Origin of the sequence: Treponema sp. OMZ 799 (assembly GCF_024181365.1) — a bacterium.
GTDB lineage: Bacteria > Spirochaetota > Spirochaetia > Treponematales > Treponemataceae > Treponema_B.
This window is the reverse complement of the sequence record NZ_CP051301.1, coordinates 2,194,204-2,210,279: the sequence shown is the minus strand read 5'-3', so window position 1 is coordinate 2,210,279 and position 16,076 is coordinate 2,194,204. Positions and strand designations below refer to the sequence as shown.

The following is a 16,076-nucleotide window of genomic DNA, read 5'->3' as shown; positions in this document are numbered from 1 at the left end:
TGAAAAACTCGTCAGGCATATCGAAAAAACAACAAGTTTTTTCGATATGCCGTTCTACTATTATTTTAGAAAAAAATGACTTTATGTAGCATAATTTGTAAAAGAAAGTTTTTGGAATTTTGAGGTTGGTTGATTTACGGTAATAGATAGCCGAAACGCTTCATTGCCCCTTGTTCCTTTTTGATTTTAGTACTATAATGCTTACAATTATCAATAGAATAGGAGTTTTTTTATGCGAAGGGAACATGACTTGCTCGGAGAGTTGGATATTCCGGAAGATGCTTATTACGGCATTCAGACTTTCCGAAGTGTTGAAAATTTTCAAATTACAGGCTTGAGGCTCTGTGATTTTCCCGATTTTATTAAGGGGCTTGCTTATACAAAACAGGCAGCAGCCGAGGCGAACCACGAGCTCGGCTATTTAAGCGATGAAGTTTACAAGGCTATGATTCAGGCTTGCAAAGAAGTTGCCGAAGGTAAATTCGACAAGGAATTTGTAGTCGATATGATTCAAGGCGGTGCCGGAACTTCTACCAATATGAACGCAAACGAAGTTATCGCCAACCGTGCAAACGAAATTTTAGGAAAGGCTAAGGGAACTTATTCACCCTGTCATCCCAATAATCATGTAAACTTTGCCCAATCCACAAACGACGCCTATCCTACAGGCGCAAAGTTGGGTATCTCGCTAAATACACCGGCTCTTATCGATGAACTCAAAGCCCTTGTTTCTTCTTTTAGAAAAAAGGCTGAAGAGCTCGGCGACAATATAAAGATGGGAAGGACTCAGCTTCAAGATGCCGTACCCATGACCCTCGGCCAAGAGTTTGAATCCTATGCCGCTTCTTTGGAAAGCGAAATTCCTCAGATTCAATTTGCAAGGGAAAATCTTCACACCATAAACATGGGAGCCACTGCTATCGGAACAGGCATCAACTCGGATCCTAACTATACGCCTAAGGTAACCTCTCATTTGGCAAAGATTTCGGGGCTCGACTTAAAGGCTGCAAAGAATATGATTGCCGCCACAAACGACACCTCCGACTTTGTAACTTATTCTTCACAATTAAAACGCCTTGCTGCAAAACTTTCAAAGATATGCAGCGACTTACGCCTTCTTTCTTCTGGACCCAGAACAGGACTTTACGATATAAGCCTTCCTCCGATGCAGCCCGGTTCTTCTATCATGCCCGGAAAGGTAAACCCCGTTATCCCGGAAGTTGTAAATCAGGTTTGCTACAGGGTTATCGGAAACGATACTGCCGTTGTTTTGGCTGCCGAGTCGGGCCAGCTCGAGCTCAACGTTTTTGAACCGGTTATGATTTATTCTATTTTCGAATCTATTAAGCTTCTTATAAATGCTATGAAGACATTGAGAGAGAGATGTGTTACAGGCATTGTAGGAAACTACGCTCATTGCAAGGAGAGCGTTCACCGAAGCATTGGCTTGGTTACGGCCTTAAACCCCGTCATCGGTTATGAGGCTTCCTCCGATATTGCAAAGACAGCCTTGCGAGATAACCGCAGCGTTTACGAACTTGTTTTGGAAAGAGGTCTTCTTTCAAAAGAAAAATTGGACGAGGTTTTAAAACCCGAAAACATGACAAAGCCCAGAAAACTTTAGTCTATAATCGTTATTTCGACGCGTCTATTTTGGGTGCGTCCTTCTTCGGTGCCGTTCGGAGCAAGAGGCCTTGTTCCGCCGGCACCTTGATAAATAAACCTTTCCGCAGATATTCCCTTTTCTGTAAGTTTTTCGATTACGGTCTTAGCCCTTTCTTGGGATAGAATTTTTTCTTCTTCAGGTCTGCCGACATCTGCTGTGTGTCCTTCCACAAAAAAGAAACTGCCGTCCGACTCCTTTAAAATTTTTGCAATCTCGTCAAGCTTCGCTTCTTCTCCTTTTAAAAGAACCGCTCTATCAGGTTCAAATTGAAGATTTTTAAGTTTCAGCATTGTGCCCCGTTTTGTTTTGCTTACCTCAAAATCCTTATTGGGAGTAATTTCAATATTTTTCTCTTTTGAGGGGATATTTTGAGAAGGCGATGTTTGTGCGTAGTAACCTTGAATAGGAGAATTTCCCGTGTAAGAATAAAAATGAAGCAAAAAGCCTCGGTGTTTTATTTTTTTTCCGCCGGAATAAAAAAACTCTTCATCTATTTTTTCGCGTATAAAAATGGGTCTCTTTGCATCGTCAAGGTAGATGTCTGCCTTTCTTCCGCCTTCCGATCTTATAAGTTCTTCATCGCCAAGTATATCGGTACCCTTATACCGCAGGCCGAAGGCTGCTTCTACATGGTTAACACTTTTGCCGTTAAAAATAGTTTTTCCCTTATACTTAAAACCGGCGTTTACGGGGATTCGAGTAGCATTTTTTTCGGGTTTGGGTTTTACGGCAATAGTGCTTTTCCCTTTCCATGTTTTTCCTACATCCTCCGGAGTAAAAGCTTTTTCGGGCAAAATAGGAAAATTCCTTAAAAGGGGATAGCCTTCATCTTCCGTAAAGATTTGCGGCTGGTAAGGATTTTCTATATCTTCTTCATCTTGTGCCGGAATAAATTTAAAAGAAATAGGTAAGATTGAATCTATAGGCAAGGCAGCTTTATGTCCGTTTTTTCGGCTTTTTTGAAGAACAAAGGCTTCTCCTTCGTAAAGATAGCCGGCTCCGGTACCGAGATTTGTTTCGCTCATGTAAAGGCGCGTTTCTCTGGAAGTAAGCCCTGCATATTTTCCTTCAACATAAACGGAGTAATCGGCTCTTTCCGTAATTATTATTTTTCCTTGTGATAAATTTTCTTGGGCCAAAAGAAGGTTTAAATAAAAAATCAAAATGAGACAAATTAAGAAGAACTTTTTTGTGAAGGGGTGTTTTGCCTTTAAATTCCAAAATGTCATTAGCTTTTTTGCCTTTCTACAGTTTTTCTATTTCTTCTTTACTAAGTCCTGTAACCTGTTCAATCTTTTGGCTTGAATCTCCCAGCTGCTTTAATAGTTTAGCTGTCTCGAGTTTGTTTTGGTAGGCCCCATCAGCAAAGCCCTTCTGAATACCCTGTGTAACGCCTTCTTGATAACCGATGTGTTTCCACGAAGCTTTATCGTGTTCATATTTCATTCTGTTTTCATAAAGCCATTTTTCTTTGGGACTCATTTCCATTATGTTTATTGTCGCATTTGCTTTTGCCATCATTGATGATTCTTGTGCCAACATATCACGCACCTCCTGACTATCTGTTTTTATAAACATAAGCCAATTATAAAGTTTCTTTTTCTTTTCATCGTATTCAATATGTTCTTCTTGTTCTTTAACCTTGGCTAGGTTTAAAAAGTGGATTTCAAGCTCATCTGAAAGCTTATCGTTTAAATGTTTTTCAACTACATTATACTCGCTGTGAATCAGATTGTTTAAATCAAAGCCTTCACCCACTATGTTTATTGTAATACATTTAGGTAACTTTGTATACACTTCCCCTGTTTTTAAGTTTTCGGTGTACATTTTAGCCCAGTAAAAGATAGTACGCTGAACAAACTCGCTGTTCCACCTGTTTTGTATTTCGATATCAATAATCGTATTGTTTTTTAGACTCAATTTTACATCTAGAATACCGCTTTTATCGCTTATAGAGTCCTTATGAAACTCCTTATCTAAGAGCTCCAACGCTGCGATGCTCTCAGGCGGAATATCCAGTATACATTCCAATAAATCCTGTAGTACATCCTTGTTTTCCTCCACTCCGAATACTCGCTTAAATGCATAGTCATTTCGGAGGGTAATGTGAAAAAGTTTTTCCATTTCTTACCTCTCATAAAAACTATTTGAACGAAGAAAAATTATTCTCCTTTCATAATTATTATCAAAATAGTTTGTAATAAATAGTAAAATCCGGCCTTGAAATCGGCCGGAAAATATGATAAAATCGGCGTCTTGAGTGATAGGTCTTTTAAATAAATGGAATACTTTGACGATGATTATTTTGATGAGATAAAGCCCCTCGACCCTAAAAAGGTTTCTTCTCTTTTGGATGAGGGCGGCCCCCTTGCTTCTTTTTTTGAAAAATATGAAGCCCGCCAACCTCAACTTGCCTTAACAAAGTCCATTTGCCGCTGCTTTAATGAAGAGGCTATAGGCGTTTTTGAGGCAGGAACGGGGGTAGGAAAGAGCCTTGCCTATCTTTTGCCTGCAATGATGTGGGCAAAACAAAATAAAAAACGCGTTGTAATTTCTACGGGAACCATAAACTTGCAGCAGCAGCTCATCGAAAAGGATGTCCTCACTGCAAAGAAAATTTTGGGAAAAGGTTTTCAGGATATGAAGGCGACCCTTGTAAAGGGGAGGCATAATTTTTTGTGCCTGCGCCGGATGAGTCAGGCATTGAGGGAAAACGATTTTTTTACTGAAGGGCAGGAAGAACTCGAAAAGATAAAAGAATGGGCAACGGAAACAAAGGACGGCAGCCGCTCCGATCTTGATTTTATGCCGTCGGAAAAGGTTTGGTCTACGGTTTGTTCCGAGCCCGATAATTGCCCGATGAACAAGTGCCCCTATTTTTCGGGCTGCTTTGTGATGAAGCTAAAGCGCGAGGCCGAAAACTCATCAATATTGGTTGCAAATCACCATATTTTGTTTGCCGACCTTTCAGTGAGGGCCGAAGGCTTCGGCTATCAGGGGACGGCAGTTCTTCCTTCTTACGACAACATAATAATAGACGAAGCCCATGGAATCGAAGATGCCGCTCAAAGTTTTTTTTCAAGCGAGATTTCCCGCTTTGCCTTGCACAAGCAAATCAATTTACTTTACCGCTTTAGGCGCGGCAAGCAGTCCGGTATTTTAAGCGGCATAGTTTCAATATCCAAAAAGGCTGAACTCTTTACCGAAATCATAAACCTCCTTGAAGTTTGCTCTGCTTCCTTTAATGTTCTCGAAGAACAAGCCTTGCAGATTCTTCAAAGCTATCAGTCAAAGAGCCTCACTCAAACTTCAAGCGGTGAAACGGAAAAGCTCTTATCTTGTGTAGATAATTTTTTTAAAAACATAAACAACCTTAATATAAAACTTGAAAACCTTATTAATGCAGCCGATGGGGAGGAAGACGAAGAAGGCTGTATAAGGGACGGCCTTGTAATCCTGCGCCGCTTAAAAAAAATGGCTTCCGTAATGGAAAACTTTTTAGCGAGGAGCGAATTCCCGAATGATGTTTTTTGGTTCGAAAAAATAAAAACTTCGCAAGGGGAGGCCGTCCGCTTTATTCAAACTCCGTTAAACCTTGCTCCGATAATGCGGCGTTCGGTTTTTATGCCCATGGCAACCGTAATCTGTGTTTCCGCCACCTTAAAAATTGGGGACGATTTTAATTTTTGGTTTAACAGAAACGGTCTTTATAATTTTACTGAAAAAAGAATCATCAAAGACTTTTTCCCTTCTCCCTTTCCGTATGAAAAAAATGTTGTCTTCAATATTCCGACCGACATCCCGATGCCGGATGAAAATAATTTTCAAGATGCGGTAAACGAGACCGTCCTCGCCTTATTGGAAATAACCCAAGGCAAGACCCTTATTTTGTTTACCTCTTACGATTCTCTTCAAAAAACTTGCGAGTATGTGAGAGAGCATATTGCAGAAGGAATAAAAATTTTAAAACAGGGCGAGGCCGATAGGATGCAGCTCTTATACGAATTTAAAGACGATGTTACAAGCTGCCTTTTTGCAACATCTTCCTTTTGGGCAGGAGTGGATGTTCCGGGAGAATCCCTTTCCCATGTAATATTGGTGAAACTTCCCTTTGCAGTTCCGACGGAGCCCATATTTAAGGCCCGTGCAGACTTAATCGAAAAATCAGGCGGAAATTCTTTTATGCAGCTGAGCGTTCCCGAAGCCGTTGTACAATTTAGGCAGGGCTTCGGCCGTCTTATGAGATCGAATACCGACAGAGGCATAGTTACCGTCTTGGATAAACGAATTTTGGTAAAACGCTACGGTTCAATATTTATTCAAAGCATTCCTCCTACGATTCAATGTTTTTCGGAAACAAGGGCCGTATTGAACAAAATAGAAGATTTTTTGTATAATTAATCAAAAGTTTTTATAGGAGAAGGAAATGGGTGCTCTTATTGCGATTTTATGTTGTTTGGTTATCTTATCTTGGAGGGCTGTACTCATCGGTGTATTTCATTCCGTTTACAGACGGGGCTGTGATTGGGTTAACAGCGAAGTAATTGTAAGGCCTGCTCCGCGCTTACTTTTTGCAGTTTTTAAGCACTATATAGGTTTTAAATTTGAAGGAGATTACAGTCTTACAAACCGTCTTCCTGAACAATATCTGGTTATATCCAATCACCAAAGTCTTTTAGACATAGTGGTACACATGAACTATTATAACGGTACACGGCTCCGCTTTGTTGCAAAGGAAGAGCTGGGGCACAATGTACCTTTGGTTTCTCCCATGCTCAAAAGCGGAAAACATTGTTTGGTAAAAAGAACCGGAAGCCCGACTCAGGCTATGCAGGCTGTAGATAAATTTGCAGACCATGTTGTAAAAAATAATCTGATTCCCGTTATTTTTCCCGAAGGATCCCGCTCAAAAGACGGAGAGTTAAAAACCTTCCATGCTGCAGGATTCCGCAGGCTTTTAAATGCAGCTCCCATGCCCGTAGCTGTTTGCGCCGTTGACGGAGGCTGGAAGATTTCTTCATTGACGAGGATGGCGAAAAACTTAAAAGGCGGCGCATACCGGGTTAAACTTTTAAAAATTTATGATGCCCCTCAAACAAAGGAAGAACAGATTAAGATTCTTGAAGAGGGTAAGGCCCTCATTCAAGCCCAGCTTGACGAGTGGCGTGCATAAACTCCATGCCCTGTTACGGGGTTGGAACAGGGTTTAAAATCTTATCTCTACAATAGCCTTAAATTTTCCTATCTTTACTTTTTCTAATGGGTGAGCATATTCTATACCGATGTTTGCGGCTGAGCTTATTATCATATAGAACTTGCCGTATATCGACCGATAAATATCGGCCTTATTTTTTCCTCCGTCCAAAAAATTAAAAACGGTTCTGTATCCTGTTGTGATATTTAGCCTGTTAAAAAATATGGGAAGCCATGAGCTTCCTGTTTGAATATCATAACTTAAAATATTTACCTCTCCCTCAAAGCCGAATCCGTAATTTATCTTTCCCGGGCGGATAATTTTTTTTACGTTCTCATATTCGCTCATATTCGGAAGATAGGAAGCCATACCCATTAGGGCAGTACTTCTAAAAAAACCGTAGCCGCCGGTGTGCGGGAGGGCAAAGGCATTGTATCCGAAATACGAACTCAAGTTCAGTTTGATCGGAACAAGAGGCGGCCTAAAAGCTGTGAAAGTCTGTAGTGCAAATGCATTTGTTTTTGAAGGAAAATGGAAGCCGTGTTTTAATCCGCCGGCTGCCTGAACCATTATAAAATCTTTTGTAAAAAAATTTGTATTTAATCTTTGAGACGATTTTTGATAGGTATAAACGGCGGATAGTTCTTCCGATAAAACCGGATTTCCCAATTTTTGTTCGTAGAGAGTTTTTGCCTTTTTATCGGCAGAATTAAAAAAACTAAAGCCTTCAATAGATAACCCGGCTCTTCCCGATACATTGTGATAAAAAGAATTTAAGGGTAAGAATAATTCGCTTTCTATAGTGCTTCCTATTCTTCTAAATTTAAAAAATTTATTTTCATCATAAAATTTAATCTTAATATTGGCCGGTCTTGTTTCTGCCTTTAATAAAATAGATGTTTCATAAAAAAACGGCTTAAAATAAAAAAGAGAAAGGGTTTCAAAATATAAAAGATTTGTAGGATCATTCCAATATAATTTTATACCTATCGGTATGTCTTTTCTCTCTCTTAAAAGTCCCGAAAAATCAATGATGGGCAGAGGAAAGGGTTTATGTATCCATGAAAAATAATTATATTTATCCTTTGTTAAAATATCCGTATTGGGAATTTTGGTTTTAGTTTCTTGATCTGAAATATCAAAGGCTTTTAAAGATGCTTTTCTTTCCGTAAAAAAAGAAGAATCTATTTTATAAAGCGAATTGTATTTTGTAAAAACTCCGGCATAGATAATTTCATATTCTTTAGTTCCATTTTTTTGTTTTACTATCGGAAAAAATGTTCCTCCCGAAATATCTTTTTCTAAAACTTTTAATTCGTTTGTTTTTAAATTAACAAAAGCCGATCGGTAAAGATTGTTTTTATCGGCCCATGAAAAACTTAAAACAGGTTCTTCTTCGGAATTATTGCTTTGCAAATACCTTATTGCGGGAAGAGGTGTTTCGGGCTCCAGCCTTTGTATTTTTTTTGAAACCGTGTCTATTATCAAGATATCCCGCTTTATGCCGTCGGCTGCAATGAGGGCGATTTTGTTTTTACCTGCAAATACGGGATTGTAAAGAGCCGAATAGGGAAGCCCCGGCCCGGCTTTTAATAGGGCTTCTTTTTTTTCGAAAGATTTTTTATCGATTAAAACAAGCTCCGAAAACTGACTTTTTATTTCTATTCCGCAAAGCGTTTCGCCGCAAAAGGATGCATACCTTAAAGACGTAAGCTCCTTATCCGAAAACTTTTTTTTATCTATGTCAAAGATTCTTGCCCTATTGTGTTCGCCGAGAGGAGAGTTCACTAAATCACTGACCAAAAGAAAATTTCCGTCTTGCGAAAAGCTTAAAAAAGAAAGAGTTGGTTCTGCCGTAAAAAGTTTTTCTTCTTTCCCCGATTCGTCAAAAAATATTACGTTTTTTGTTGTAAAATCAAAACAGGCAAAGCCGTCTTTAGAGCTTGCAATAAGACTGAACCCCGATTTCTCCTTAATGGGATTTTGCGGACTAAGGGCCTTTTCGGGAAAGTGAATCGATTCCAAAAAACTGTTCCAAAGCGTATCAAGCTCCTTATTAAAAATTTTTTTTGTTTTGTTTTTAGGAAAAGAAGAAAGAGGATTGGCCCAGTATTTTACATAGGTTTCCATCCCGTAAATTTTTTGAAGATATTGGGCAAAGGCTCCGCCGTAAATATAAGGCCAAAGTCCTCCGGGGTAAACATCCCTCGCTCCCGCTGCCTCTTTCCATGAAGGACTTGCATTGTCAAGTCTCGCCTGCATTAGATGGTGCATTATCAAAGGATCGTTTAGTCTTCCTTGACCTTCATCCATACTTTCATATGAAACGGCAACACCCTCGGTAAAGGACATGGGAAGGAGGGGCAAAAAATACGTAAGCGAAATTGCATGGGTTAATTCATGATAGAGAACTTTTAAAATTATATCGCTTAAATTGCTTAGCAGACCCTCTTCAGGGAGCGTGTCAAAAAGAACAATCCTGCGATACGGAAAAAAGGTATAATAGCCGTTTAAGGCCTCCTTTCCTCCCTCAATATAGATGGGCATTCTTTTTGGAATTTTGCGGTTTAGTTTTTGGGAAATTTCTTCGGCATAATTATCTGCATATTCCGAAATCAGGGCTGCCGTTTTTTCGGAGCTTGAAGAGTAAATAATATCGAAGTATTTTGTTTTTTGAACAAAAAGATTTTCTGCATTTAAGTGTATGAGCTCACCTATGAAAAATAAGGAAATAAAAAAAACGATTCTTCTTTTGTGTTGCATTACGCAATTATGCGTAAAAAAACTTAGGCTGTCAAGTCGAGTACGGCTGCCGGAAGAGGAGTACCTCCGTAGCCTATGTTTTCCGTTTGTATCATTGTATTTTTGATTTGATTGTGGTAGTAATCTAAAAGCCCGTCTATTTGATTTTCGGTCATTTCAGACTCCGGCTGAGCGGCTGCCGATTCCGTAAGCCTTGCTTTTTGAGCCTCGTTGGTTTTCATGGATACAAGCTGGTCGATTATGGAGTTTAAGATTCTGAGCTTGTCTATGCTCATGCCCGATTGGCCTTGGGCCTGCGCAAAACCTGAAACGTATTTAAAATGAGAGTAGAGTACTTGGCTTGCTTTGACGGGCACATAAGCTCTTCCGCCTGCCGAAATCTTAGGCATTGCAAGTTGAGAAAGAGCTTGAAGCGGCGAGCTGTTTGAAACCATCTATTTCCTCCATAAAAACTTTTATTTCTAAATAAATTATCGGAATTTTTAAAATCTGCTTTAGACCAATAATTTTTTTATGTATACAATTGCAGATTTTGTTTTTTTGTGATAAAATGTATGGATAGGATAATTTTGGGAGAAATTTATGTTAAAAAATGAAGGCTTAAATGAGAAGGTAAAATTCTCGATTGGTGCTAAGCTGATAACCATTATTTCGATTTTGGTTATATTTTCTCTGGGAACTATAACGGGACTTGTGTCTTGGTTTGTAGGCGAGGATATTCAGACCATGTCTGAAGAGAGTAATAGAACCGTTAATTTTCAAGCCGGAGCGGCCGCAGAAAAAGAGCTGTCTTCAATAAAGGCAAATGCTTTTTTATTCTTGGATGTCCTTAACTCGACTGAAACCGGATCAGGCATAGCAAAACAGACAGCTAACTTTTATTTTGAAAGAAACCCTCAGGTAGCGGCAATTGCTGTTACAGATGCTAGAATGGATAAGCGCATTTATCGGAAGCTTGTTAGTACCAATTTTTTCCTTTCCCGTGAGCTTGAGTTTTCAGTTATAGACGAGTTTATCGAAACAGAAATGGAAACGGCAGTTCAAGCCGAAAAAGGAATAAGTCAGGTCGTGAACGCTTCTCCTTTTTTTGGAGAACCCATACTTGTTCTTTTTTATCCGTACAAAGAGAAAGGCCTGGACCAGAGCTTGATAGTCTTCTTTTCTGCCGAAACCTTATCCGAGCACATAGGTACGGGAAAACTCCAAACAACCTATCTTGTAAACAACCTAGGCGATATTTTAATTCACCCCGATTTTGAGCTTACCAAAAACGGAATTAATGTGCGGGACTCAAAACTCTTTTTGGAGATGCGTGAAAAAGGAGATATGAACAGGCAGATCCTTTTTACCGACAAGGAAGGAAAAAAACAGTTCGGGGCTTATAAAAAACTTTCGATAGCAGATCTTGCCGTTCTTACCACGGCCGAGGCCGATAAGGTTTTGGAGCCCGTATTAAGATCAACCTTTAAAAACGTTACCTTGGGTGTTGCGGTTTTAGCGCTTGCAATCCTTCTTATCTGGTTTTTCTCAAAATCGATAAGTTCGCCTGTTAAGGTGCTCGCTGCCGCAGCCGGCGAAATCGAGCAGGGTAATTATGAGCTTGATCTAAAGGCTAAGACAAAGGATGAAATAGGTCTTTTAACAAAGAGCTTTGTCAGGATGGGCAAGGGTTTGGCTGAAAGAGAAAGGCTTAAGGACTCTTTCGGCCGCTTTATAAACAAGGAAATTGCAGAGCTTGCCATGAAAGGAGAGCTTGCACTCGGCGGCGAAACAAAGGAAACGACTATATTCTTCTCGGACATTCGCTCCTTTACGGCTATTTCCGAAAAACTCGAACCGAATGAGGTTGTAGAGTTCTTAAATGAGTATATGACCCAGATGGTAGAATGTGTAAACGATACCCACGGAGTTGTAGACAAATTTATAGGAGATGCGGTTATGGCAGTTTGGGGTGCTCCCACAAGTGCAGGAAGTCCGAAAGAAGATGCCTTGAACTGTATAAGGGCTGCTTTAAGGATGAGGGCTGCCCTGATTATCTTTAATAGGGGAAGAGGCGGAGACAAAAAGCCTATTATCCGTATAGGATGCGGTATTAACTCAGGACCCGTTGTTGCCGGTCAGATAGGTTCAAAAAAGAGAATGGAGTACACGGTAATAGGAGATGCCGTGAACCTTGCATCCAGAACCGAAGCCTTAAACAAACCCTTGGGTACGGATATTCTTATTACCGAAAATACTTATAACCTTGTAAAAGATAAGGTCTTTGTTGAAGAAATGCCGTCCGTTACGGTTAAAGGAAAATCGGCTCCTTTAAGAATGTTTGCGGTTATAAATATGCCTGAAGAAACAGGTATTCCCGGTGCAGGAGAGAAAGGACCTAAGAGCTTGGCTCAAATTAGAGAAAAACTGGGAATTCCTACTCCGGATTTGAATAAGGTGGATTTAAATGAAGACGAAAAGAAATACAACATTCAAGCCCAAAACAAACAGTAAGCTCTTAGACCTCGCTGTGGTTGCAGTATCCCTGCTGGTTATATTTTTTGATTTGTTTTTGTTTGTAAGGGAGCTGAACAGAACCTTTGAACGTTTTGATACACCGATAGCTATAGTTAATTATAAATACAAAACCGTTCAGCGTAAATTCAAAGACAGGGCAGTATGGGACCGTCCCGTTCAAAATTCTTATCTTTATGACGGGGATACTATAAGAACGGCTAATGAGGCCTCTGCAACCATTCATTTTTTGGGGGATGAAGAAGCAAGCAACGTAGTTGAAGTAGACTCGAATACTATGGTTCAGATTTTCGGTAAAAAAAACAAAGAATCCGAGCTTAACCTAAATTCGGGTTCGGTATCGGCAAAAACCGCTAACAATAATCTACGCTTAAAGTCGGATAATGCAGATATCAGTATCGAAAAAGGTTCAGTCTTACATGTTCAAAAGGCAGGTGAAGAAAGCCTTCGGTTGGCTGTAGAAGAAGGCTCCGTTTCTTTTACGGGAGATAAAACCGGAGAAAAAGAAATTTTAGAAGCCGGCTCTGTCTTACAGCAGGGAAAAAAGGCAAAACTGGTTATGATAAGTCCGGGTAAAAGTACGAGACTTTTAAATCAGTCGCGGGATAATTTTGGACTTGAAATTAAATTTAAGTGGCAATCTTCCTTTTCCAATGATGAAGAAATTTTTCTTGAAACCTCGCCTTTAAGCAATTTCAGCATAGATACAAAAAAATATGATGTAAGCGGCTTAAAGGAATTTACGCTTAAGCATGATTCCGGCGCTCTTTATTGGCGCTTATACTCGGCCAAGGAGGGCGTTGAAAGTGAAGAGACCTTATCGGGAAAACTTACGGTCATCAAGGCTCCGGCTCCTGCAGCCCTTTTGCCCGAATCGGAAAAGACCTTTGCTTATAATGCTAATCCTCCCCATATCAGATTTTTGTGGGAAGGAAATGAACTTTCTTCATTCTACACTGTCGAAATTGCAGACAATAAGGAAATGAAAAATCCGGTAATAAGTAAAAATTCCGGCTCCGAATCTTTTACCTTGTCAGAGCTGACGGAGGGAACATGGTATTGGCGCGTAGTTCCGAAATACGGGTTCGATTCTTCATTTACGGCCCAAGCTTCTGCAGTTTCGGTTTTTTATATCAAAAAAACCGAAGAGGGCGAAAAGCCGGAGCTTCTTCACATGAAAAGTATTATGGATACCTCGAAAGGAAAGGGTCTTACCTTTTCTTGGAAACCTAATTTGGATGCTGCAAAATACAGGGTAAAGATAGCCCGTGATAAGGCTATGACCGATATTCTTATAGACAACATCGTTATAACAAGCTATATAGAGTTAAAAGAAGCTTCAAAATTCTTGCCTAACGGCGATTACTATATGACGGTTGCCTCCCTTGATGCAAAGGACAATGAGATAGGTATAAGCGATGTTGCGTCTTTTAAAACCATGGATTCGGAGATTATTTTACGCTCCGTTTTTCCTCCTAATGATTATAATTTACTTGATGCCTTAACAGGAGATACCTTCTTTACATGGAAGACTAATTTTGATTCGGAGCAGATTTTTCAGGTTTCAAATACCAAGGATTTTAAAAAACTTACGGTCAATAAAACGGTTAAGGGTTTAGGAACTGACGGAGTCAGCTTGCCTGAAGGCGAATGGTATTGGCGCGTTTATAGCGAATTGGACGGAAAGCAATATATATCCGAGGTAAAAAAACTAAACGTAATACCTCTTCTCGATAAGCCTGATTTAAGCGATGCAAAGAAAAATATTGTAATCGTTCCAAAACATAAAAGTAAATTCGGCTGGAAGCCGGTTGAAGGTGCCGATTATTATCAGGTAAAACTTACAGACAGGACTTCGGATTCCGTTCCCTTATATGAAGACCTTTTTGCTTTAAATACCGAGATTGAAATCGATATGAACAAATTTGAAGACGGGGACTATATATTGAATATACAGGCTTTTGCAAATGCCGGCTTAAATTCGAGCCGAATGTTCGGTCTTTCGCAAGCCCATACCTTTACGGCAAAGCATCTGCAGCCTGTGGTACTTATAAAACCTGCACCGGGTGATAAGATTGACGGTATAGAGGCGGCTCTTAATCCTTCTCAGGCCGAATGGTCATCGGCTCATCCGCCTGTAGGAGTCGAATTTATTTTGGAAAAAATCGGTGTGCGGACTCCGGTGTTTACGTTAAAAGATGCAGGGTATAAGGTTCAGCTTCCTCCTTTAGCGGCCGGAAAATACCGCTGGAAAGTGAAAGCCGAAACTGAAGACGGTTTCGATATTTCATCGGAACAATATTCCGCATTTACGGTTTTACCCATTCCGCCTCTTCCAAAAACACAGTTCGTATTCCCGAGAGAAAAAGAAGTTTTAGGTATTTCATTCTTTTCTTCAAATCGGAGTATAGTCTTTAAGTGGAAGCCGGTTGATAAGGCGACTCATTATGTTATGAAAATATACAACGAAAAAAAGAAAGTAATTGCAAGTACTGAAATTAAGGCAAAACCGGGAGTGGGAGATCTTGTTTATGAATTTAAGGATTTAAAACGATTATCGCGTGGAGCTTTCTTTATAGAAGTTGTTGCAGAACGCCGTTTAGAAAGCGGATTGGTTTTTCAAACCGGAAATCCTTCAAAAAAGCGTTTTGACATCGATTTACCAAAAAAGGATAATCTAGAAACGGATGAAACGGGAGTTCTTTATGGAAGATAAAAGAATATTTAAGAAAAAATTATTGGTTTTATGTTTTTTGCTTTTGTTGCCTTTGAGTTTTTTTGCTCAAAATGCCGGAGATAAAAACCAAAATACTTTAGGCAACGATGAAGTAAAGAAAAATTATATTATCGGCACCGAAGGAAAAAAAGCCGTTTTTTATCAAACCCTTTCTTGGGAAAATGTAGAGGGAATTTTGCATTTTGAATTTGAACTTGAAAAAAAACAAAAAAACGGCAACTGGGTTATTGTAGATAAAAAAAAGTTAAAGAAAAATTCTCTTGAAGTTTCTTTGTCTCACGGAAATTACCGATACAGGGTCAAGGTTATAAACCTTCTCGGTCAGGTTGATACCGTAAGTGCAGACCGCTATTTCGACATCCTTTTGGCTTTTCAGCCTGAGACTTCATCCGTTTCGCCTGATGCAATATATTTTGATGAGGATTACAGCAATATTGTAAACCTTTCAGGTAAGCATTTTAGGGAAGAGACAACCTTTGCCCTTCAAAAAGAAGGCGGAACGCCGATTTTAGGTAAGATTGTGGAGATAAGTCCCGACGGAACTAAGGCAAAAATAAGTTTTAATATGTTGAGAGTCAATCCGGGGGAATATAAATTTGTAGTTACAGACCCCAGCGGATTACAAGATTCAAAACAGACGATTGTTTTTAGATTCCAAAAACCTATAGATATTTTTCTGTCAGGAGGTTATGCCTTTAACGGCTTTGCGGGCAATCGGGTCTTTAAAAAATACTTTGGAAAAGATTTTGCCGCTTTAAGCGGTATTTTAAGAGTCAGTCTTGTGCCTATAAAACGTTCTTACGGAAATTTCGGCTTTAATCTGACCGGATCGGGGATGTATTTGAGAAATAAAAACCCGAATTATAAATTGTCGGCCGGCTTGCTTTTAACCGCTATACAGGCCGTATATGTAAAACCTATTATAAGGCGTGTACTTAACTTTGACGCCCATATAGGGTTCGGCTCTGCATTTATGGTAAATTCACAATTTGTTTTTTCCGAGTTTAAAAGTCCTTCATATTGGTACTGGGGTCCGACAATGAATTTCGGTACAGCCTTGCAGGTTTATGTTTATAAAAAATTATATATAGAATTAAATGTCGATCATATAATTCCGTTTAGGAAAGCCTTTCCCAAATACATAGTACAGCCGTCGCTGTCTGTCGGATGGGAATTTTAAAGAAATGCGAATGGTGAAGGAC

At 39.6% G+C, this 16,076-nt stretch carries 10 protein-coding genes; 6 read left to right on the top strand and 4 right to left on the bottom strand.

Going from position 1 to position 16,076, the window contains the following annotated elements; genetic code table 11:
* Positions 1-232 precede the first annotated feature (232 nt).
* Positions 233-1,624, top strand: coding sequence for an aspartate ammonia-lyase (locus E4O04_RS10250; RefSeq protein ID WP_253707756.1), 1,392 nt, complete (start codon positions 233-235; stop codon positions 1,622-1,624).
* Here E4O04_RS10250 and E4O04_RS10245 read toward each other — a convergent pair.
* Both E4O04_RS10245 and E4O04_RS10240 read right to left on the bottom strand, forming a co-directional pair.
* Entirely contained in the window at positions 1,621-2,895 is a 1,275-nt protein-coding gene (locus E4O04_RS10245) for an OmpA family protein (RefSeq protein ID WP_371922246.1), read from the bottom strand. The two genes, E4O04_RS10250 and E4O04_RS10245, sit on opposite strands and share 4 nt — an antisense overlap.
* Before the next feature lie 16 nt (positions 2,896-2,911).
* Positions 2,912-3,790 (bottom strand): Rpn family recombination-promoting nuclease/putative transposase, encoded by an 879-nt coding sequence (locus E4O04_RS10240; RefSeq protein WP_253687482.1) that lies wholly within the window; start codon positions 3,788-3,790, stop codon positions 2,912-2,914.
* A 156-nt stretch (positions 3,791-3,946) separates the two neighbouring features.
* Between E4O04_RS10240 and E4O04_RS10235 the strand changes: the two genes are divergently transcribed.
* Together E4O04_RS10235 and E4O04_RS10230 are read left to right on the top strand one after the other, a co-directional pair.
* Positions 3,947-6,067, top strand: coding sequence for an ATP-dependent DNA helicase (locus tag E4O04_RS10235; RefSeq protein ID WP_253707752.1), 2,121 nt, complete (start codon positions 3,947-3,949; stop codon positions 6,065-6,067).
* Positions 6,068-6,092: 25 nt separating this feature from the next.
* A complete protein-coding gene (locus tag E4O04_RS10230; RefSeq protein ID WP_253687484.1) occupies positions 6,093-6,839 on the top strand; it encodes a lysophospholipid acyltransferase family protein in 747 nt (248 codons plus the stop codon).
* A gap of 33 nt (positions 6,840-6,872) precedes the next feature.
* On the opposite strand, the gene E4O04_RS10225 is transcribed toward E4O04_RS10230, so the two are convergent.
* Both E4O04_RS10225 and E4O04_RS10220 read right to left on the bottom strand, forming a co-directional pair.
* Entirely contained in the window at positions 6,873-9,623 is a 2,751-nt protein-coding gene (locus E4O04_RS10225) for a hypothetical protein (RefSeq protein WP_253707750.1), read from the bottom strand.
* Between the two features lie 23 nt (positions 9,624-9,646).
* Positions 9,647-10,057, bottom strand: a complete 411-nt coding sequence (locus tag E4O04_RS10220) for a hypothetical protein (RefSeq protein ID WP_253707748.1) — start codon at positions 10,055-10,057, stop codon at positions 9,647-9,649.
* A gap of 148 nt (positions 10,058-10,205) precedes the next feature.
* Here E4O04_RS10220 and E4O04_RS10215 point away from each other — a divergent pair, with 148 nt between their 5' ends.
* From E4O04_RS10215 to E4O04_RS10205, 3 genes are read left to right on the top strand one after another with little or no spacing between them, the layout of a single operon-like run.
* Positions 10,206-12,116: an adenylate/guanylate cyclase domain-containing protein gene (locus E4O04_RS10215; protein WP_253707746.1), complete on the top strand. Its 1,911-nt coding sequence runs from the start codon at positions 10,206-10,208 to the stop codon at positions 12,114-12,116.
* A complete protein-coding gene (locus tag E4O04_RS10210; RefSeq protein ID WP_253707744.1) occupies positions 12,070-14,853 on the top strand; it encodes a FecR domain-containing protein in 2,784 nt (927 codons plus the stop codon). Before E4O04_RS10215 ends, E4O04_RS10210 begins: the two co-directional genes overlap by 47 nt.
* A complete protein-coding gene (locus E4O04_RS10205) occupies positions 14,843-16,054 on the top strand; it encodes a fibronectin type III domain-containing protein (RefSeq protein WP_253707742.1) in 1,212 nt (403 codons plus the stop codon). Before E4O04_RS10210 ends, E4O04_RS10205 begins: the two co-directional genes overlap by 11 nt.
* Positions 16,055-16,076 lie beyond the last annotated feature (22 nt).

Bases quoted from the DNA above. Each gene is read 5' to 3' on its own strand.
- E4O04_RS10250 (WP_253707756.1), top strand. From the start codon at position 233: ATGCGAAGGGAACATGACTTGCTCGGAGAGTTGGATATTCCGGAAGAT.
- E4O04_RS10245 (WP_371922246.1), bottom strand. From the start codon at position 2,895: ATGACATTTTGGAATTTAAAGGCAAAACACCCCTTCACAAAAAAGTTC.
- E4O04_RS10240 (WP_253687482.1), bottom strand. From the start codon at position 3,790: ATGGAAAAACTTTTTCACATTACCCTCCGAAATGACTATGCATTTAAG.
- E4O04_RS10235 (WP_253707752.1), top strand. From the start codon at position 3,947: ATGGAATACTTTGACGATGATTATTTTGATGAGATAAAGCCCCTCGAC.
- E4O04_RS10230 (WP_253687484.1), top strand. From the start codon at position 6,093: ATGGGTGCTCTTATTGCGATTTTATGTTGTTTGGTTATCTTATCTTGG.
- E4O04_RS10225 (WP_253707750.1), bottom strand. From the start codon at position 9,623: ATGCAACACAAAAGAAGAATCGTTTTTTTTATTTCCTTATTTTTCATA.
- E4O04_RS10220 (WP_253707748.1), bottom strand. From the start codon at position 10,057: ATGGTTTCAAACAGCTCGCCGCTTCAAGCTCTTTCTCAACTTGCAATG.
- E4O04_RS10215 (WP_253707746.1), top strand. From the start codon at position 10,206: ATGTTAAAAAATGAAGGCTTAAATGAGAAGGTAAAATTCTCGATTGGT.
- E4O04_RS10210 (WP_253707744.1), top strand. From the start codon at position 12,070: ATGAAGACGAAAAGAAATACAACATTCAAGCCCAAAACAAACAGTAAG.
- E4O04_RS10205 (WP_253707742.1), top strand. From the start codon at position 14,843: ATGGAAGATAAAAGAATATTTAAGAAAAAATTATTGGTTTTATGTTTT.